General features: G+C 69.7%; 19 protein-coding genes. 9 read left to right on the forward strand and 10 right to left on the reverse strand.

Translation table 11 applies throughout. The features are described from left to right. The first annotated feature begins 101 nt into the window (after positions 1-101). From HHX33_RS03445 to trxA, 5 genes are all read left to right on the forward strand, one after another. Positions 102-1,601, forward strand: a complete 1,500-nt coding sequence (locus tag HHX33_RS03445) for a protein kinase family protein (RefSeq protein WP_111700084.1) — start codon at positions 102-104, stop codon at positions 1,599-1,601. Positions 1,602-1,610: 9 nt separating this feature from the next. Next, positions 1,611-2,252 (forward strand): RNA polymerase sigma factor SigM, encoded by a 642-nt coding sequence (gene sigM / locus HHX33_RS03450; RefSeq protein ID WP_111700085.1) that lies wholly within the window; start codon positions 1,611-1,613, stop codon positions 2,250-2,252. Next, entirely contained in the window at positions 2,242-3,213 is a 972-nt protein-coding gene (locus tag HHX33_RS03455; protein WP_182873246.1) for an anti-sigma factor family protein, read from the forward strand. The genes sigM and HHX33_RS03455 overlap by 11 nt, the downstream gene beginning before the upstream one ends. A 223-nt stretch (positions 3,214-3,436) precedes the next feature. After that, complete coding sequence (gene trxB, locus HHX33_RS03460) at positions 3,437-4,366, forward strand: thioredoxin-disulfide reductase (protein ID WP_111700087.1); 930 nt, start codon at positions 3,437-3,439, stop codon at positions 4,364-4,366. A gap of 82 nt (positions 4,367-4,448) precedes the next feature. Then, complete coding sequence (gene trxA / locus HHX33_RS03465) at positions 4,449-4,772, forward strand: thioredoxin (protein ID WP_111700088.1); 324 nt, start codon at positions 4,449-4,451, stop codon at positions 4,770-4,772. A 120-nt stretch (positions 4,773-4,892) separates the two neighbouring features. Here trxA and HHX33_RS03470 read toward each other — a convergent pair whose 3' ends face one another. Continuing rightward, positions 4,893-5,510, reverse strand: a complete 618-nt coding sequence (locus tag HHX33_RS03470) for a GNAT family N-acetyltransferase (protein ID WP_111700089.1) — start codon at positions 5,508-5,510, stop codon at positions 4,893-4,895. 351 nt (positions 5,511-5,861) lie between these two features. Here HHX33_RS03470 and HHX33_RS03475 point away from each other — a divergent pair, with 351 nt between their 5' ends. Further along, positions 5,862-7,094 (forward strand): PLP-dependent aminotransferase family protein, encoded by a 1,233-nt coding sequence (locus HHX33_RS03475; protein WP_111700172.1) that lies wholly within the window; start codon positions 5,862-5,864, stop codon positions 7,092-7,094. 409 nt (positions 7,095-7,503) lie between these two features. Beyond that, the gene (locus tag HHX33_RS03480; RefSeq protein WP_182873247.1) at positions 7,504-8,454 is read left to right on the forward strand and encodes a D-alanine--D-alanine ligase family protein; all 951 of its coding nucleotides are present in this window, start codon (positions 7,504-7,506) and stop codon (positions 8,452-8,454) included. A gap of 90 nt (positions 8,455-8,544) precedes the next feature. On the opposite strand, the gene HHX33_RS03485 is transcribed toward HHX33_RS03480, so the two are convergent. From HHX33_RS03485 to rpmH, 9 genes are all read right to left on the reverse strand, one after another. Beyond that, positions 8,545-9,000 (reverse strand): VOC family protein, encoded by a 456-nt coding sequence (locus HHX33_RS03485; protein WP_182873248.1) that lies wholly within the window; start codon positions 8,998-9,000, stop codon positions 8,545-8,547. 150 nt (positions 9,001-9,150) lie between these two features. Further along, positions 9,151-10,170, reverse strand: a complete 1,020-nt coding sequence (locus HHX33_RS03490) for a ParB/RepB/Spo0J family partition protein (protein ID WP_182873249.1) — start codon at positions 10,168-10,170, stop codon at positions 9,151-9,153. A 248-nt stretch (positions 10,171-10,418) separates the two neighbouring features. Continuing rightward, positions 10,419-11,192: a ParA family protein gene (locus HHX33_RS03495; RefSeq protein ID WP_111700173.1), complete on the reverse strand. Its 774-nt coding sequence runs from the start codon at positions 11,190-11,192 to the stop codon at positions 10,419-10,421. 320 nt (positions 11,193-11,512) lie between these two features. Beyond that, the gene (gene rsmG / locus HHX33_RS03500) at positions 11,513-12,193 is read right to left on the reverse strand and encodes a 16S rRNA (guanine(527)-N(7))-methyltransferase RsmG (RefSeq protein WP_111700093.1); all 681 of its coding nucleotides are present in this window, start codon (positions 12,191-12,193) and stop codon (positions 11,513-11,515) included. A 304-nt stretch (positions 12,194-12,497) separates the two neighbouring features. Beyond that, positions 12,498-12,992 (reverse strand): protein jag, encoded by a 495-nt coding sequence (locus HHX33_RS03505; protein ID WP_182873251.1) that lies wholly within the window; start codon positions 12,990-12,992, stop codon positions 12,498-12,500. Positions 12,993-13,010: 18 nt separating this feature from the next. Beyond that, complete coding sequence (yidC, locus tag HHX33_RS03510; RefSeq protein WP_182873252.1) at positions 13,011-13,967, reverse strand: membrane protein insertase YidC; 957 nt, start codon at positions 13,965-13,967, stop codon at positions 13,011-13,013. A gap of 4 nt (positions 13,968-13,971) precedes the next feature. Continuing rightward, positions 13,972-14,286: a membrane protein insertion efficiency factor YidD gene (gene yidD / locus HHX33_RS03515; protein ID WP_111700096.1), complete on the reverse strand. Its 315-nt coding sequence runs from the start codon at positions 14,284-14,286 to the stop codon at positions 13,972-13,974. After that, a complete protein-coding gene (rnpA, locus tag HHX33_RS03520) occupies positions 14,283-14,660 on the reverse strand; it encodes a ribonuclease P protein component (protein ID WP_182873253.1) in 378 nt (125 codons plus the stop codon). Before rnpA ends, yidD begins: the two co-directional genes overlap by 4 nt. Positions 14,661-14,739: 79 nt before the next feature. Continuing rightward, positions 14,740-14,877, reverse strand: a complete 138-nt coding sequence (rpmH, locus tag HHX33_RS03525; RefSeq protein ID WP_015772801.1) for a 50S ribosomal protein L34 — start codon at positions 14,875-14,877, stop codon at positions 14,740-14,742. Between the two features lie 434 nt (positions 14,878-15,311). On the opposite strand from rpmH, the gene dnaA reads away from it, so the two are divergent. After that, a complete protein-coding gene (gene dnaA / locus HHX33_RS03530) occupies positions 15,312-17,018 on the forward strand; it encodes a chromosomal replication initiator protein DnaA (RefSeq protein WP_182873254.1) in 1,707 nt (568 codons plus the stop codon). Between the two features lie 523 nt (positions 17,019-17,541). Beyond that, a complete protein-coding gene (dnaN, locus tag HHX33_RS03535) occupies positions 17,542-18,681 on the forward strand; it encodes a DNA polymerase III subunit beta (RefSeq protein ID WP_182873255.1) in 1,140 nt (379 codons plus the stop codon). The last annotated feature ends 13 nt before the right edge of the window (positions 18,682-18,694 follow it).

Consider the following 18,694-nt stretch of genomic DNA (forward strand, 5'->3'; position numbering starts at 1 on the left):
CGACCTGGAGTTGTGATCGGCGAGCGGAAGCGGGAAGGCGTGGGCGGAACCACCCGGCATCGGCTGATGCATGCCGACGGGCCGCGGAGCGGGGCGGCCGCATGAGCATGTCCACGGTCGAACCGGGGACCCGGCTGGCGGACCGGTTCCGCCTGGAGGACCGGGTCCACGAGTCCGCGGGCGCGACCCTGTGGAAGGCGCTGGACGAGATCCTCGCCCGCCCGGTCGCCGTCCACACGTTCGCGCCGGACTTCCCCCGGGTCGCGGAGGTCGTCACGGCCGCCCGCCTGGCGAGCCGGCTGACCGACCCGCGCCTCACCCAGGTCTTCGACGCGGCCGACGAGGACGGCACCGCGTACGTCGTGAGCGAGTGGGTCAGCGGCGACTCGCTGCTCGACCTGCTGGAGAGCGGCCCGGTCGAGGCCGAGCGCGGCGCCGCCCTCGTGGCCGAGGCCGCCGAGGCGCTGGCGCACGCCCACGCGGCGGGACTCACCCACCTGCATCTCACCCCCGGCCGCCTGGTCTGGACGAGCGGGGGAACGGTCAAGCTCCTGGGCCTCGCCGTCGACGCCGCGATCCTCGATCTCCACAGCGAGGAACCCGCCCGGGAGGACGCCGAGGGGCTGGGCCGTCTGCTGTACGCCGCGCTGACCGGCCACTGGCCGGGCGACTCCGACTGCGGCCTGCCCTCCGCGCCCCTCGACGACGGCAAGGTCTGCACCCCCCGCCAGGTCACCGCCGGCGTGCCCGGTTATCTCGACGCCATCACCTGCCGCGCCCTGCTGCAGGAGCCGAGGCGGGGACAGCCTCCGCTGGCCACCCCGGCCGAGGTGGCCGAGGCCCTCTCCGAGGTGCCGCGTCCCACGCCCGTCCCGGTCACCACCGCCCCGCCCGCGCTGAACCTGCGCTCCGAGGCGCCCGACGGCCTGGGCCTGGGCGTGACCACGAGGCCGCCGCAGAAGCCGATGGCGCATCCGCCGCCGCCGCGTCCGCAGACCGGCGCGGCGAGCAAGATCCTGCTGACCGTCATCGTGCTGCTCGTGATGGCGGCCGTCGGGGTCGGCGCCTGGACGGTGGGGAAGAACCTCGGCAACGCCCCGCGGGTCACGCAGCCGGACGTCGCCGATTCGCCGTCGCCCACGGCCAAGCCGGTCGCCGTCAAACCGGTGAGCGCGACCGGGTTCGACCCCCTGGGCTCCGACCGCGCGGAGAAGCCGGAGATCGCCGGGCTCGCCGTCGACGGCAAGCCGTCCACGGAGTGGCACACCGACAGCTACCTCGGCGCGGACCTGGGCGGGCTCAAGGACGGGGTGGGGCTCATCCTCGACATGGGCAAGCCGGTCCCGATCGCCGACGTGGCCGTCTCTCTGGGCGACGCCGCCGGGGCGACCGTGCAGCTCAAGGTGGGCGACGCGGCGGATCTCGGCTCGCTGAGGACGCTCGCCGAGGCGAAGGGCGCCTCTGGCACGGTCACGCTCACGCCGAGCAAGGCCACCACAGGTCAGTACGTTTTGATCTGGTTCACCCGGCTTCCGCCCTATGCCGGGAAGTATCGTGGCACCATCTACGAAGTAACGGTGCACTCCCCCGGACCGGCATAGCAGGGACCTGTGAACTCCCCACCAGACACACCCCCGACGGCTGAGCACGCGCAACGCGCCGTGTCCGACGCCGATCTGCTGACGCGCCATCTGGGCGGCGATCCGCACGCGTTCAGTGAGATCGTCAGGCGGCACCGCGACCGGATGTGGGCGGTCGCCCTGCGTACGCTGGGCGATCCCGACGAGGCCGCCGACGCGGTGCAGGACGCCTTCGTCTCGGCGTACCGGAAGGCGGACAGCTTCCGCGGCGAGGCGGCGGTCACGACGTGGCTGCACCGTATCGTGGTGAACGCCTGCCTCGACCGCATGCGCCGCAAGTCGGTGCGGCCCGTCGCCGACGACGAACTCATCGAGGCCGCCGAGCGGGAGTCTCCGGCCACCGACCAGTCGGGCGAGCGGGAGGTGTCCCTGGAGGTGACGGCGGCGCTCAAGCTGCTGCCGCCCGACCAGCGGGCCGCCCTCGTGCTCGTCGACATGATGGGCTACGCGGTGGACGACGCCGCCGCGGTCCTGGGCGTCCCGCCCGGAACGGTGAAAAGCCGCTGCGCCCGGGGCCGCGCCAAACTCGCCCCGATTCTTTCGCATCTACGGAACCGATCAGACCTGACTCGCGTCTCATCCGGGAAGGGAGCAGAACTTCGTGACGGGTGACACGCACTACGACCTGGAGATTCTCGCCGAACTGGCGGAGGGTCTCCTCGACGAAACCACGGCACGGCGGGTCCGCGAGCACCTCGCGGTCTGCGACCCCTGCGGGGAGAGCCTCGCCGACCTGGCCGCGGTCCGCGAGGTCCTGGCGGCCGTGCCGGTGCCGGCGATGCCTCTGGGCGTCGCCAAGCGCATCGACCGCGCGCTCGCCGCCGAGGCCCCGGACTGGGACCGCGTCATGCGGGACTCCCCCTGGGAGAACGCGCCGTGGGAGACCGTCGAGACTCCGGTCGAATCCATCGTCCCTGCCGGGGCGCCGCAGCCGGGGCTCGTACCCGCGCCGGAGCCTACGCCGGAGCCGGAACCCGAGCTCGCGCCGGTCGCCGCGGCGACGGGTCCGCTGGGCGTCGTGTCCGGCGACGGGACGATCACGCCGGCCGGGCGCCGCACCGGGACGCGTACGGGGGGCCGTAAGTCCGCCAGACGGCGCGCGTGGGCGATGCCCGCGGTGGCCGCCGCCGCGGCGGTCGCGGTCATCGGGAGCGGGGTCGCCGCCACCGGCCTGCTCTGGTCCGGCGGCGCGCAGCCCCAGTCGGCGTTGAGCCAGGGCGACGCGAGCCAGAGCCCGGAGAAGACCCGCGCGCAGGCGCTGACCTACTCGACCTACGCCAGCGGCCACAACTACACCAGCCGGGAGCTGCGCGGGCCGCTGCTGGGCTACTTCGGCGTCGGCCCCGGCGTGGACGGCGCGTCCACGAGCGACGAGGGTCTCGACAGCTGCGTCAAGCAGTTCTCCACCGAGCTCGACCGCACGCCGATCGGGGTCGACAAGGCCCTGTACAACGGCAACGAGGCCACGATCATGGCGTTCTGGGAGGACAAGAACATCAACGCCGTACGGGTGGTCGTCGTGGACTCCGAGTGCCGCCGCCTGCGGCCGGAGGGTCTGGCCAGCTGGAGGTGACCCGACGCCGCTCCGGGGCTCACCCGGCGGCGTACGTGGTACGGCGCGAGCCGTACCATCGGCAGTGACGAAGCCCCCCGCGACCTCCGGGGGGCTTCGCGATGTCCGGGTGCCCCAGACGCGTCAGGAGTCCTCGGGTGCCGGGGGTCGGCCGCGGGAATCGCCGGGGCCTAGGATCTGTTGACGCGACTGCACATCACACCGGGATCGGAAGGCGAGTCCGTTGAGCGACGTCCGTAACGTGATCATCATCGGATCGGGCCCCGCCGGCTACACGGCGGCCGTGTATGCCGCGCGGGCGGACCTGCGGCCGCTCGTCTTCGAGGGCTCGGTCACCGCAGGTGGTGCGTTGATGAACACCACCGACGTGGAGAACTTCCCCGGGTTCCCCGACGGGATCATGGGTCCGGACCTGATGGACAACTTCCGCAAGCAGGCCGAGCGCTTCGGCGCCGAGCTGGTGGCGGACGACGTCGTCGAGGTCGACCTGGAGGCCGACCCCAAGGTCGTCAAGACCTACACCGACACCTACCTGGCCAAGTCCGTGATCATCGCCACCGGCTCGCGCTACCGCGAGCTGGGCCTGGAGAACGAGAAGCGGCTGTCCGGCCGGGGCGTGTCCTGGTGTGCGACCTGTGACGGGTTCTTCTTCCGCGACCAGGAGATCGTGGTCGTCGGCGGCGGCGACACGGCGATGGAGGAGGCCATCTTCCTGACCCGGTTCGCCCGTACCGTCACCGTGATCCACCGCAGGGACACGCTGCGCGCCAGCAAGATCATGCAGGACCGGGCGTTCGCCAACGACAAGATCCGCTTCGTCTGGGACAGCGAGGTCGTCGACGTGCTCGGTGAGGACCGGATCTCCGGCGTGCGCGTGCGCAACCTCAAGACCGGCGAGGAGACCGATCTGCCGGTCGGGGGGCTGTTCATCGCCATCGGACACGAGCCGCGCACGGAACTGCTGAAGGGCCAGATCGATCTCGACGACGAGGGCTACGTCCTCGTGCAGTCGCCCACGACCAGGACCAACCTCGACGGGGTGTTCGCGGCGGGCGACGTCGTCGACCACATCTACCGCCAGGCGATCACGGCCTCCGGGACCGGATGCGCCGCGGCGCTCGACGCCGAGCGCTGGCTGACGCTGAACGCCTGAGACCGTTTCCGGGCGACCGCGGGAATGCGGTGACCGTTCCCGCGGTTGCACCCACCACACCAGACACAAGGGGAGAGTTACCTTGGGCGCCATCAAGAGCGTGACGGACGCGAGCTTCGAGGCCGAGGTCCTCAAGAGCGACAAGCCGGTTCTCGTCGACTTCTGGGCCGAGTGGTGCGGTCCGTGCCGCCAGGTCGGGCCCATCCTCGAGGAGATCGCGACCGAGAACGCGGACAGGCTGACCATCGTCAAGCTGAACATCGACGAGAACCCGGTCACGCCGCGCGACTACGGCGTGCTGCAGATCCCGACGATGAACGTCTACAAGGGCGGCGAGGTCGTCAAGCAGATCATCGGCGCCAAGCCGAAGGCCATGCTGCTGCGCGAGCTGGAGGGCGTACTCTGACGCGCCCCGATCGAGCCGGACAGGAGCCCCCCGCGCGACCGCGCTGGGGGCTCCGCTGTGTCGTGAGATCGCTCGGGCACTCGCGTGGAGCCTGAGATCGTGTGGGGCCCTGAGATCGCCTCAGACGGGCCGCAGCGCCCGCTCCGGGGACATGGAGCCGAGTAGGCGCTCCAGCGCCACCTCGACGTCCTCACGCCACGAGACGGCGGTCTTGAGCTCCAGACGGAGCCGGGGGAAGCGCAGGTGCGGGCGTACGGTCTTGAATCCGACCGACAGCAGATAGTCCGCCGGCAGCAGGCAGCCGGGCTGCTCCCACTTGAGGTCGCCGAAGGCTTCTATGGCTCGTACGCCACGGCGGGTCAGGTCCTTCGCGACGCCCTGCACGAGCATCCGGCCGAGCCCGCCTCCGGAGAACTCCGGCACGATGTGCGCGGTCATCAGCAGCACCGCGTCGGAGCTGACCGGAGAGGTCGGGAACGCCACCGATCGGGGGACGTACAGCGGCGGGGCGTAGAGCACGAAGCCGGCCGCCACGCCGTCGACGTAGGCGATCTTCCCGCAGCTCCCCCATTCGAGGAGGGTCGCGGAGATCCAGGCCTCCTTCTCCAGCCCCGGGTCGCCCGCCTCCACCGCTCGCTCCCCGCTCACGGGGTCGAGCTCCCAGAACACACATCGCCGGCACCGGCGCGGCAGGTCGTCAAGGTTGTCGAGGGTGACATTGACCAGCCGACGCGACACGTGATGCCCCAATCCCCGCTAGCGGTCCCGCCAGAAAAGCGCGCGAATACGGCGTCTACTGCACGCATCGTAACTCAGCGGCAGGGCCGGAGCGCGTACGCCACAAGAGCCACAGCCGACCGTTTACGTCGCCCTCACGGTGAAACCAATGAGGCAGGAATGCAGGAAAAGGGGTCTGTGATGGTCAATACCCTGTTGTGAGCAGCGTGGCGCGTTACCGTACTCTGGATTTCTCGGCTAAGTGATCGGAGGTGGACCGTGACGCATGAGCTTGATCACGGTCGGACGAACGCGGCCCACGGGTCGCGCATTGACGCCTACGTCGACAGGTACGCCGCCCGGGCCGCCGGGATGGTCGCCTCCGAGATCCGAGCTCTCTTCGCCGTCGCCTCGAGGCCCGAGGTGGTCTCGCTCGGCAGCGGCATGCCGTACATCACGGCCCTTCCCCTCGACGTGGTGGGCGATCTCGTCGCCGATCTCGTCGCCACCCGCGGTTCCGTCGCTCTGCAGTACGGCGGCGGCCAGGGCGACCCCGCCCTGCGGGAGCAGATCTGCGAGGTCATGCGCCTTGAGGGCATCGAAGCCGGTCCCGACGACATCATGGTCACCGTCGGCTCCCAGCAGGCGCTCGACCTCATCACCCGCATCTTCATCGACCCCGGTGACGTCGTGCTCGCCGAAGGGCCGTCCTATGCCGGGGCGCTCGGCACGTTCGCGGCGTACCAGGCGAAGGTCGTCCACATCGCGATGGACGACCAGGGGCTGATTCCCGAGGCGCTCGCGCAGACCATCTACGCCCTTCAGGCGGCGGGGAACCGGATCAAGTTCCTCTACACGATCCCGACCTTCCAGAATCCCGCCGGTGTGACACTGAACGAGGTGCGCCGCCGCCAGGTGCTGGAGATCTGCCGCCGGACCGGCGTGCTCGTCGTCGAGGACAACCCGTACGGCCTGCTCGGGTTCGACGGTGAGCCGATGCGGGCGCTGCGGGCCGACGATCCCGACGGTGTCGTCTACCTCGGCTCGTTCTCCAAGACCCTGGCCCCGGGCTTCCGCGTCGGCTGGGCCGTCGCGCCTCACGCGATCCGCGACAAGCTGGTCCTCGCCATGGAGTCGGCGGTGCTGTCGCACTCTACGTTCACCCAGCTCGCCGTGGGGCAGTACCTCACGACCCAGCCGTGGCGGGAGCAGATCAAGACGTTCCGGGAGCTGTACCGCGAGCGGCGCGACGCGATGCTCAACGCGCTCGAGGTGTTCATGCCGCCCGGTTGCACGTGGACCCGCCCGGCCGGCGGGTTCTTCGTCTGGATGACGCTGCCCGAGGGACTCAACTCGAAGGCTCTCCTCCCCCGGGCCATCGCCGAACGGGTCGCCTTCGTGCCCGGCACCGGTTTCTACTCCGACGGCGGCGGCACGCGGAACATGCGGCTGTCGTTCTGCTACCCGGAGCCGGACCGCATCAAGGAGGGCGTACGCCGCCTCGCCGGGGTCATCGAGCAGGAGCTCAGGATGCGGGACACGTTCGGCACCGGTTCCATACCGCGGCAGGGAGGCGTGGACACCCCCGGCCCGGACCTCGCCTAGGGAGTGTCTGGCCCGCCTCGCTCAGGTGTGGGTACGGCCCAGTCTGAACCGGCGTAGCCTCTCCTACTGGGACGTCGCAGCCTCCCGCCTCTCCCCTCGTGGCCGGGCCTGGACGACGACCGCCAGGAGGGGCACTAGCCTGTTCAGGCTGGCCGTACCGACTCCTCGACGCGAGAAAGGCCCTCTTCGTGAGCGAGCGAACGATGACCGCAGGATCGCCCCCCGCACCTCCGCGGAGGGGAACGCGCCCCGGGCCGGGCAACGCCGATCACCGGTGGATCGGGGGTCGTACCTCCGAGAGCCGCACGGCGGCCACGGCCGGCCCTGCTGAAGGGCTCGGCCCGCGTGCGCGGGGAAATGACCTGACCCAGCCCAGCGGCGTGTTCGCCCGCATCGGTGGTGAGACGGCATGAGCGATCTGAGTCACGTGCTCGTCCTCGCCGGAGGGCTCTCCTACGAGCGTGAGGTCTCCCTGCGCTCCGGTCGCCGGGTGGCGGAGGTGCTGCGGGCGGCCGGTGTGGACGTGGAGACGCGCGACACCGACGCCACCCTCGTGCCCGCCGTGTTGTCGGACCCGCCGGACGCGGTGTTCGTCACCCTGCACGGCGGCGCCGGGGAGGACGGGGCGATCCGGTCCGTCCTGGAACTGCTCGACGTGCCCTACGTCGGTGCGACGCCGGACGCCTGCCGGGTCGCCTTCGACAAGCCCACCGCCAAGGCGGTCGTCCGATCCTGGGGGCTCAACACCCCCGACTCGGTGGCGCTGCCCAAGGAGACGTTCCACGACCTCGGCGCCACGGCGGTGCTCGCCCGTATCGTCGACCGCCTCGGGCTGCCGCTGTTCGTGAAGCCCTCACGTGGAGGGTCCGCGCTCGGCGCGTCGATCGTCCGCAGCGCCGAGGAGTTGCCCGCGGCGATGGTCGGCTGCTTCGCGTACGGGGACACCGCGTTGATCGAGCAGTACGTGCAGGGCGTGGAGGTCGCCGTCTCCGTCGTGGATCTGGGTGACGGACCGGTCGCCCTGCCTCCGGTGGAGATCGTGCCCGACCGCGGCGTCTACGACTACGCCGCCCGGTACACGGCCGGCCAGACCGAGTTCTTCGCACCTGCCCGGCTCTCTCCGGAGGCCACCGAGGCGTGCGCGGGGATGGCCGTGGCCGCTCACACCGCACTGGGGCTGCGTGACGTCTCCCGCACCGACCTCATCGTCGACGCCACCGGCAAGCCGTACTTCCTTGAGGTGAACGTCGCCCCCGGCATGACGGAGACCTCCCTGCTGCCGATGGCCGCCGAAGCGGCCCACCGGGATCTGGGCACCCTCTGCAAGGGGCTCCTGGAACTCGCCGCGGCTCGCCGCTGAGCCGCCCCGCCTGTTTCACGTGAAACAGGCGACAGAACGTCGCTGCGGCACGCGTGCCTGTGAGCACGCATGCCGCGTGGGGCGACGAGGTCAGCCGAACCAGCTGTCGTAGGCGCTGCGCAAGGTGTCATGGGGCGGATCCGGGAGCACCGTGAAAAACTTCCATGCGTAGCCGTAGGGATCGAGAACCTCGGCGTACCGCTCTCCCCAAGGGGCGTCGGCCGTCTCAGTGGTGACCTCGCAACCGGCCGTTCGGCAGTAGTCCACGGCCGCTCTGACATCGTCTACCGCCATACCGATGACCACGCCCAACCCTCGCGGACCGGCCAGCGTGCCCCGTTCACGCTCGCTGTCGGGAAACGGCATGCCGGTCAGGGCGTCGACGAGTAGTTGGAGATCGCCGCGTCGCAGGATCGCCATGACTGTCCGGCCGTCGGGACTGGAGATCCTGCCGGTCCGCTCGAACCCCAGCCCCTCGTAGAACGCGGCCGCCGCGCTCACATCGTCGACTCGAAGCCCTACCCGAAAGGGAGCCTCGTCGTTCATCGCGCCTCCATCGCTCGCCCATCGACCGCGCCTGAGTACGGTGCCTGAGTACCGTGCCCGAGCACGATGCATCAGTGCGAGAAGCGGCGTCCAGTGCGACAGCGTGGCCGGCGGTAGCGATGTTTCACGTGAAACAGCGACTCCCAGCGACTACTCGGTGGCGATCCCCGCGCTGCGCATCGCGTTGGCGGCGTCCGGAGCCATCGTGTCGATGATCCGCTCCAGGTCGTCGATGGTGGAGAACTCGACCACGATTCGGCCCTTCCTGCTGCCGAGATCGACCTTCACCTTCGTCTCGAAATGGTCGGAGAGCCGGTCGGCCAGATCCCGCAGCGCCGGCGCCGTCGGCTTCTTCGCCCGCGGCTTGCGGGGAGCCGGACCCGCGGTCGCCTCCCCCAGCGCCACGATCTCCTCGACGGTCCGGACCGACAGCCCTTCTGCCACGATGCGGCTCGCCAGGCGTTCCTGGGCGGCCGGGTCGCTGAGCGTCAGCAGCGCCCGCGCATGGCCGGCGCTGATGACCCCGGCCGCCAGCCTGCGCTGAACCTCCGGCGGGAGGTTCAGCAGCCGCAAGGTGTTGCTGATGTGTGAGCGGGAGCGCCCGACCTTCTTCGCGAGCACCTCATGGGTGGCGCCAAAGTCGTCGAGAAGCTGCTGGTAGGCCGCCGCCTCCTCCAGTGCGTTCAGTTGCTCGCGCTGGAGGTTCTCGATGAGTGCCTCGCGGAGCATCTCGTCGTCCTGCGTGCTGCGGACGATCGCGGGGATGTGGTCGAGCCCGGCGAGCTGGGACGCCCGCCACCTCCGCTCCCCCATGATGAGCTCGAAGCGGCCGGCCGGCAGCGCCCGTACGACGACCGGCTGCAGCAGGCCGACCTCCTTGATGGAGGCGGACAGTTCTTCGAGACGATCCTCGTCGAACACCTCCCGGGGCTGGCGGGGGTTGGGAGAGATCGACCCGACCTCGATCTCCTGGAAGTACGCGCCTTCCACCGGGCGCAGGCCCGTTCCGCCGTCACCCGCAACCCCACCGCCAGCCACGCCGCCACTCGATGCGAATGCCGGCAGACCGGCAGTGGACGGCACGCTCGCCAGAGGCGACGGATCGACGATCGGTCCTGTGGGGATCAGAGCCCCAAGACCCTTGCCAAGTCCCCGACGCTGCTGGCTCACCGCTGCTCCTTCATACCCGCACCCGCAAAGAAGGCGGTGCCCAGCGACTCGGAGTCACTGGGCACCGGCACGCACACACCAGGAGAGAGTACCGCTGCGACGCCTCCGCACGAGTCCTCAGACATCGACCTGTGCACAACCGACCGACGCTGAGGGCCGCCAACGCCGTGCCCAGGAAACGCCCGACGCCTTTCCAGCGTCAGCTCCCGGCGGTCGGCACTCAGTGACCGGTTCTCAGCGGTCGGTTCTCAGGCGTCGGCGAGGGCCGCCGCGCGATAGGCGATCTCCTTGGCGGCCCCCATGTACGCGAGCGCGCCGCTCGATCCCGGGTCGTACGTCATGACCGACTGGCCGTAGCTGGGCGCCTCGGAGACGCGGACGCTCCTGGGGATGACCGCGTCGAGCACCGTGTCCCCGAAGTGGGACCGCACCTCTTCCGCTACCTGAGACGCCAGGCGGGTACGGCCGTCGTACATGGTGAGGAGGATGGTCGAGACCGCGAGCGTCTGGTTGAGGTGCGCACGGACCAGTTCGACGTTCTGCATGAGCTGGGTGAGCCCCTCCAACGCGTAGTACTCGCACTGAATGGGGATCAGGACCTCCTGGGCCGCCGCCATGGCGTTCACCGTCAGCAGGCCCAGCGACGGCGGGCAGTCGATGAGGATGTAGTCGAACTCCATGGCGTCAAAGGCCGCCAGCGCCCTCCGCAGACGAGACTCGCGGCCCACCATCGGGACGAGCTCGATCTCCGCCCCCGCAAGGTCGAGGGTGGCGGGGGCGCAGTAGAGGTTCGGCATGTCGGGGACGGGGTTCACGATCTGCGACAGCGGCATGTCGTCCACCAGGACCTGGTAGACCGACGGCATCCCCGACCGGTGCTCGGTCGCGAGGGCGGTCGACGCGTTCCCCTGTGGGTCCAGGTCGACCACGAGAACGCGCTGATCATGCATGGACAGTGCCGCCGCCAGGTTGACGGCCGTGGTGGTCTTACCCACGCCGCCCTTCTGGTTGGCCACCGTCATCACCCGGCAGCGAGGAGGCCGGGGCCAGCTCCCCTCGTCACGCGTCGAGTAACCGACGGAAGGCGCAGCCGCCTGCGCAGGCGCGGCTGTTTCACGTGAAACCACAGAACTCAGTGCCTCTCGTACCAGCGGCGAATCGCCAGGGCTTAGGGGGGTCTGGGGCACGGTCGTCGTCCTTTCGACCGGCGAAGCAGGGGGACGAGGCCAGCCAACCCCGGAGGACCGGCCTGCTGTCGCGATCTCCCAGGGTAGGGGGAGCCGGGTCTCCGGCCAACCCAGTCCCGTTTTCACATCGCCTGATCCGGCGTCCGCCACGCGGCTCACCTCTTCCGTCGCCTCCGCGTGTCCGCTCGCGGGGGTCGTCCTGCGACGACGCGAACAAGGGTCGCGGGCGGCTCGACCCTACCGCGCCCCACTGTCACGAGCTCGACGTGCCTCACCCCGTACGACTGGAGGTGGGGGCGGGCGGCTTCCAGTTCCTCCTGTGCCCGCTCCCCCTTCATCGCCAGAAGTTCGCCGTCCTCCCGCAGCAGCGGCATCGACCATGAGAGCAGGCGGTCGAGCGGCGCCACCGCCCGTGCGGTCGCGACATCGAAGAGCCTCTTGTAAGCGATCTCCTCGGCGCGTCCGCGCAGCACCTCCACGTTGTCGAGCTTGAGCGCCTCGGCGCACTCGGAGAGGAAGACCGTGCGGCGGAGCAGTGGTTCCAGCAATGTCACCGTCACGTCGGGCCGGACGATCGCGAGCACCAGGCCGGGCAGGCCGGCGCCGGAACCGATGTCGACGACGGTCGAGTCCGGCGGGATCGCCTCCTCCACCACGGCGCAGTTGAGCAGATGGCGGTCCCAGATCCGGGGCACCTCTCTCGGCCCCAGCAGCCCCCGCACCACTCCGGGACCGGCGAGTAACTCGGCGAACACCCGGGCCCGCTCCAGCGCCTCACCGGTGAAGATCTCACGCGCCACCGGGGGCGCCTCGGGCAGGTCGTTGCTCTCCGTCATCACTCACTCATCCAGGAACGCTCTGGGGCCAAGGGTAGTCGTCATTCCCCCGCCGGGAATGGTCAGCCGTGGATACGGGCGCCGGGTCCGCACTCCCCGGCCGTGCGGGGAGGCGTGTCGCTCATCCCGCGGTGTGGCAGGACTTCAGCAGGACGCGGCAGGACGCCAGGACGGGAAAAGCCGCCGGCCCCGAAGATCGGGACCGACGGCTTCCCACGTCGGAGTTTGCGGAACCCCGGCGTTTCCGGCACCACAGCTGAGAGCCGTACGGGCTCGAAAGCGGAGCCGGAACCGCGAGGAACGGTCAGGCGGGCAGGACCACCACGAAACGGCGGGGCTCCTCGCCCTCCGACTCGCTGCGCAGGCCCGCCGCCGCGACGGCGTCGTGCACGATCTTCCGCTCGAAGGGCGTCATCGGGGTGAGCGCCTTGGGCTCGCCCGTGCGCTTGACGTCCGCGGCCGCCGAGGAGCCCACCTTCGTCAGCTCGGCGCGGCGCCGCTCCCGGTAGCCGCCCACGTCGAGCATCAGCCGGGAACGCTCCCCCGTCTGGCGGTGCACGGCGAGACGCGTCAGCTCCTGCAGCGCCTCCAGCACCTCCCCGCCGGAGCCCACGAGATCGTCACCCTTGATCCCGACGATCGACACCATGGCGCGGTCCCCCTCCACGTCCATGTCGATGTCGCCGTCCAGGTCTGCGATGTCGAGCAGGCCCTCCAGGTAGTCCGCCGCGATCTCGCCCTCCTGTTCCAGGGCGTCGACGTCGGGAGCAGGCTTGAGGGTCTCCCCAGCTTCGGTCACGTCCGGACTCTCCTTCTCCTACGACTTCTTGCTGCCGGTGCGCTTGCTGCGGGGCTGGCGCGCCGGCTGCTGACGGACGATCTTGGGGGCGGGTTCCGGCTCTGCCTCCGGGGCCTTCGTGGTCTTGGGCTTACCCACCAGCTTCGTGAAGACGCCGTTCGACGGCTCGGGGGTGGTGATGTTGCCCTTCTCGTCCACGACCGGCATGGGGTGGCGGCTGTAGAACCAGTGCTGCTGGCCGAGCGTCCACAGGTTCGTGGTCACCCAGTAGAGGATCAGACCGAGCTGGAAGTTCAGGCTGAAGACGGCGAACAGCGGCGAGATGTACATGAGGATCTTCTGCTGCTGCGCCATGGGGTTGTCCGGCATCTGCGCCATCGAGCGCGTCACGCTCTGCCGGACGGTGAGGAAGGTGGTGCACGAGCTGACCGCGACGAAGAGGCCGAGCACGATCTTCGTGACCACCGGATCGGCGCTGAACTTCTCGATGTCCGCCGCGCTCGTGAAGAAGGTCGCCGGCAGCGGAGCACCGAAGACGTGCGCGTGCCGGGCGCTCTCCACGAGCTCCTTGGACATCCCGAAGACGGCCCGGTCCTCGGCGATGGCCCGCAGCACGGTGAACATCGAGATGAAGATCGGGAACTGCGCGACGATCGGGAGGCAGCCGCCCAGAGGGTTGGTGCCGGCCTCCTGGTACAGCTTCATGACCTCTTGGTTCATGCGCTGCTTGTCGTTCTTGTACTTCTTGCGCAGCTCTTGCACCTTGGGCGCGAGTTCCTGCATCTTCCGCGACGAGCGCATCTGCTTCATGAAGAGCGGGAAGATCAGCAGACGCATCAGCACGGTCAGGGTGATGATGGTCAGCGCCCAGTTGAGACCGCTACTGGCGGGGATAAAGGTGCTGTAACCGCCGTGGATCCAGGTGATCACCTGGGCCACCGCCGTATACAGCCATTTCAGGAATGGCAGCTCCACCGAGCTAGCTCCCTTGCGTTTCGTCGTGAGACCGGACTCGGCGTGGGGGCACCGGGTCGAAACCTCCAGGATGGAACGGATGGCACCGTCCAATACGCCTGACGGTCAGCCATACCCCGCGCGCCGCTCCGTGAACGGCGACGGCCTCGAGACCATAGGCACTACAGGACGGCTCGAACCGGCACCTCGGCCCCAGCAACGGGCTGATGAATGCGCGGTAGAACCGGATGAGCGCGAGCAGCACGCGGGCGACCAGCCCTTCCGCGAGCCGGTCGGCCTCCCCGGGCGCCTCGGCCGGGGTCGGATGCTGCGCTGTCATGACCGTCCATCCGTCGGGGTCCGGGCGTCGGACCCGCGCCGCCGGAGTAAACGACTCAGCGCGACGTCGAGTTCGGCGGCCAGGTGCTCGCTGCGCGCGGACGCGGCCGGTGGATTGGCGCGTACCACCAAGAGGCTACCTCTCGGCAGCATCGGCAGGCGGTTCCGCATGAGGTGTCTCAACCTGCGCCTGACCTGGTTCCGCACCACGGCGCCACCGACCGCCCTGCTCACGACGAAGCCGACCAGCGGTGGCTCGTCGGCGTCGCGCAGGTTCAGATGTGCGACCAGGGCGGGACGCCCGGCGCGTCGCCCACGGCGGATCGCGTCGGCGAACTCGTCACCCCGACGCATGCGGGACGCGGACGGCAGCACCGGGCCTTCCTCGACGTACGGCCGCCCGCTCCACCGGCGCCGTGAGGGGCGCCGGGTGCGAGCGGGCGGCGACTGGTCGTCAGACCGTCAGCTCGGCGCGGCCCTTGCGGCGGCGCGCGGCCAGGATGGCGCGGCCGGCCCGGGTGCGCATGCGCAGCCGGAAGCCGTGGGTCTTCGCGCGGCGACGGTTGTTCGGCTGGTAAGTACGCTTGCTCACGAGTGGGCTCCAGGCTTCAGGTACGCCCGCGGGCTGCGGACGCGGCACAATCCAATGTCACGCGGCTTGTCATATGCGCGGGCATGCGAAATAGCCGTCGCGTGATTAGCCGACCGGGACACGTTACGGGGCCACCATACGTCAGGTCAAACCGACACCCGTGCCGCCAACCGAGTACGGCGGGCGACCATGGCCCACTAGGCTGTGGACAACGCCTTGAACGCGGATGTGCACACCGCTACTGTCGGCCGTCCGGCCCTTCCCCTCATCAGCGTGGATGTGCCCGGGAAGAATACGCGGCCTGTGCACATCGTGTGGATCACGTGTGGATCAGGCATTCGGAAGAGGGCCGGTGCCGTGAGGCGTACCGGACGGGAACACGGCACGGATCGCGGCGGCGGACGGGGCCGCGCAAAGGGAGGAGGGGCCGAGCCATGGAAGGCGTCGATCTCAACGCTGTATGGGCTCGGGCGCTCAGCACCCTCCTCGACGAGGGCGTCTCCGGACAGCAGCGTGCGTTCCTCCAGATGACACAGCCCTCCGGCCTCATCAACGACACCATCCTCCTGGCCGCCCCGAACGACTTCGCCAAAGAGGTCATCGAGGTGCGGCTGCGCCCGCTGATCGTGCACGCGCTGTCGCAGGAGCTCGGCAGGCCGGTGCGGATCGCGGTGATGGTGGATCCCGGCGCGGGACTCCAGGCTGCTCCGGACCCCGTGGGCCAGGGGCCGGCCGACCGTCATCCACAGCAGTCGTCCACAGATTATCCACAGCCTCACCACCAGGCTCCGCGCTACCCCTTAGGTGAGGACGGGCCGTCCCGGCGCGAGCCCGAGCCGCACGCCCCGCCGAGTATCCACAGCCCCGCACACGGTCCGGCGTACGGTCCCTCCCACGGCCGCCCGCAGGGGTCGCCGCAGGTCCACGGCGGGCCGCGGTATCCACAGGACCAGCAGTATCCACAGCCCGCCCAGCAGGTCTCCCCGCCGGACCGCCCGCAGCGGCCGGGCGGCTACTCGCCCGAGCCGCCTCCCGCTCCCAAGCCGGAGCCCGTGCCGGCGCAGAACCGCTGGGACGCGCGGGCCGGCCGCCCGAGCGGCGAGTCGGCCCGGCTGAACGCCAAGTACACGTTCGAGACGTTCGTCATCGGCGCGAGCAACCGCTTCGCCCACGCCGCCGCGGTCGCGGTCGCCGAGGCCCCCGCCAAGGCGTACAACCCGCTGTTCATCTACGGCGACTCCGGGCTGGGGAAGACGCACCTGCTGCACGCGATCGGCCACTACGCGCAGAGCCTCTACGACGGCGCCCGGGTCCGGTACGTGAGCTCCGAGGAGTTCACCAACGACTTCATCAACTCCATCCGCGACCACAAGGCGGACGGGTTCCGGGCCCGCTACCGCGCGGTCGACATCCTCCTTGTGGACGACATCCAGTTCCTGGAGGGCAAGGAGCAGACGCAGGAGGAGTTCTTCCACACGTTCAACACCCTCCACAACGCCAGCAAGCAGATCGTCATCTCCAGCGACCGGGCCCCCAAGCAGCTCGTCACGCTGGAGGACCGGCTGCGCAACCGGTTCGAGTGGGGCCTGATCACCGACGTCCAGCCGCCGGAGCTGGAGACCCGCATCGCGATCCTGCGGAAGAAGGCGATCCAGGAGGGCCTGGCCGCGCCGCCCGACGTCCTGGAGTACATCGCCAGCCGCATCGCCACCAACATCCGCGAACTGGAGGGGGCGCTGATCCGGGTCACCGCGTTCGCCAGCCTCAACCGCCAGTCCGTGGACCTCCAACTCGCCGAGATCGTCCTCAAGGACCTGATCAGTGAGGACGCGAGCCCGGAGATCACCATCTCCCTCATCATGTCCACAACCGCGGAGTACTTCGGCGTCTCGCTCGACGACCTGTGCGGTAGCTCACGGTCGCGGGCTCTGGTCACCGCCCGGCAGATCGCGATGTATCTGGCCCGCGAGCTCACGGACCTGTCGCTGCCGAAGATCGGCCAGCAGTTCGGCGGCCGGGACCACACCACCGTCATGCACGCGGAGCGTAAGATCCGCTCGCTCATGGCCGAGCGGCACTCGATGTACAACCAGGTCAACGAGCTGACCACCCGGATCAAGCAGCGCGCACGCAACTCTTAGTGCACAGGCTGTGGATAACTCTGTGGATCAGGGATGCCGCCTCATCGCGGCCCGAATCGCGTTACCCCCACCCTCTCCGGACCGCCGGCAGGCCGTCCCCACTTGGGGACAACTTTGGGGAGAAGCTGGGGACAGCTTGGGGAATACCTGTGGGCAGGCTGGGGACGCCCTGTGCGTACTCGTCACAGGCACATCGGCTGTCCCTTTTACCCCGTGGACAACCGGTGGAAACCTGGTGGATTACTCGTGGACAGAGGGGCCCGAACCTGGGGACGGGCTGTGGGGACAGCGCGGCCACCCACAGTCCACAGGGGGTCCGTCCACCTTTCCCCCACAGCACCGGTGGATGAAGCATCTCCGCTGAGCTGCGAAAATGCTCCTCATCCACATATCCACACTCCCTAATACGAGGACCTGTATCTCTCTCTAAGGAACTCAAGAACCATAGAAGGGGTTCTGGAGGCACACAGGTGCGGGAGAGTGAAGACTTGACGATGCAGCGACACCCAGGAGGCTGATCCACGTGATGTTCCGGATCGATCGCGATGTGCTCGCCGAGGCCGTGGCGTGGACGGCACGGAGCCTTCCGGCCCGTCCCTCGGTGCCGGTGCTCGCCGGCATGCGGCTTGAGGTGACCGACGACCAGAGGCTGAAGCTCTCCGGCTTCGACTACGAGGTCTCCGCCGAGGTGACCCTCGACCTGCAGACCGGGGAGGCGGGCGTGGTGCTCGTCTCCGGCAAGCTGCTCGCCGAGATCACGCGCGCCCTCCCCGCACAGCCGGTCGAACTGGTCGTGGACGGGGCGAAGGCCGTCGTCACCTGTGGAAGCGCGCGGTTCACCCTGCTCACCATGCCTGTGGAGGACTACCCGTCCCTTCCGGCGATGCCGCCCGCCGCCGGACGGGTCGGCAGCGACGTGTTCGCCTCCGCCGTCGGCCAGGTGGCCGTGGCCGCGGGCAAGGACGACACGCTCCCGATGCTCACCGGCGTCCGGATGGAGATCGACGGCGACACGGTGACCCTCGCCGCGACCGACCGCTACCGGCTCGCCGTACGCGAGCTGAAGTGGCAGCCGGAGCAGCCCGGCTTCCAGGCCGTGGCGATGATTCCCGGCCGTACGCTCGCCGACACGGCCAAGGCGCTCGGCGGCAGCGGCGCGGAGGTCGAGATCGCGCTCAGCTCCGCCGGCGGCACCGGCGAGGGCATGATCGGGTTCTCCAGCTCCGGACGGCGGACGACGACCCGGCTGCTCGACCCCGAGTTCCCCAAGTACCGCTCGCTGCTGCCCACCGAGTTCTCCGCCCGCGCCGACTTGTCCACAGGCTCGTTCGTCGAGGCCGTCAAGCGCGTCGCGCTCGTCGCCGAGCGCAACACCCCCGTACGGCTGGCCTTCTGCGGCGGCGAGGTCGTCCTGGAGGCCGGCAGCGGCGACGAGGCCCAGGCGGTGGAGGCGCTCCCGGTCGACTTCGACGGCGACGAGATCAACATCGCGTTCAACCACCAGTTCCTGCTGGAGGGCCTGGGGGCGATCGACTCCGACATCGCCCGGCTGCAGTTCACCACGCCGACCAAGCCGGCCATCCTCACCGCGGGCAAGCCTGTGGACGAAGGCGCGAACGAGGACTACCGCTACCTGATCATGCCCATCCGCCTGTCCAGCTGATCTCGCCGCGACC

Source organism: Microbispora sp. H10670, assembly GCF_014161385.1.
GTDB classification, from domain to species: Bacteria; Actinomycetota; Actinomycetes; order Streptosporangiales; family Streptosporangiaceae; genus Microbispora; species Microbispora triticiradicis.

Coding starts and splice junctions, on each gene's coding strand:
- HHX33_RS03445 (WP_111700084.1), top strand. CDS start 102: ATGAGCATGTCCACGGTCGAACCGGGGACCCGGCTGGCGGACCGGTTC.
- HHX33_RS03475 (WP_111700172.1), top strand. CDS start 5,862: ATGGTCGCCTCCGAGATCCGAGCTCTCTTCGCCGTCGCCTCGAGGCCC.
- HHX33_RS03480 (WP_182873247.1), top strand. CDS start 7,504: ATGAGCGATCTGAGTCACGTGCTCGTCCTCGCCGGAGGGCTCTCCTAC.
- HHX33_RS03485 (WP_182873248.1), bottom strand. CDS start 9,000: ATGAACGACGAGGCTCCCTTTCGGGTAGGGCTTCGAGTCGACGATGTG.
- HHX33_RS03495 (WP_111700173.1), bottom strand. CDS start 11,192: ATGACGGTGGCCAACCAGAAGGGCGGCGTGGGTAAGACCACCACGGCC.
- rsmG (WP_111700093.1), bottom strand. CDS start 12,193: ATGACGGAGAGCAACGACCTGCCCGAGGCGCCCCCGGTGGCGCGTGAG.
- yidD (WP_111700096.1), bottom strand. CDS start 14,286: ATGACAGCGCAGCATCCGACCCCGGCCGAGGCGCCCGGGGAGGCCGAC.
- dnaA (WP_182873254.1), top strand. CDS start 15,312: ATGGAAGGCGTCGATCTCAACGCTGTATGGGCTCGGGCGCTCAGCACC.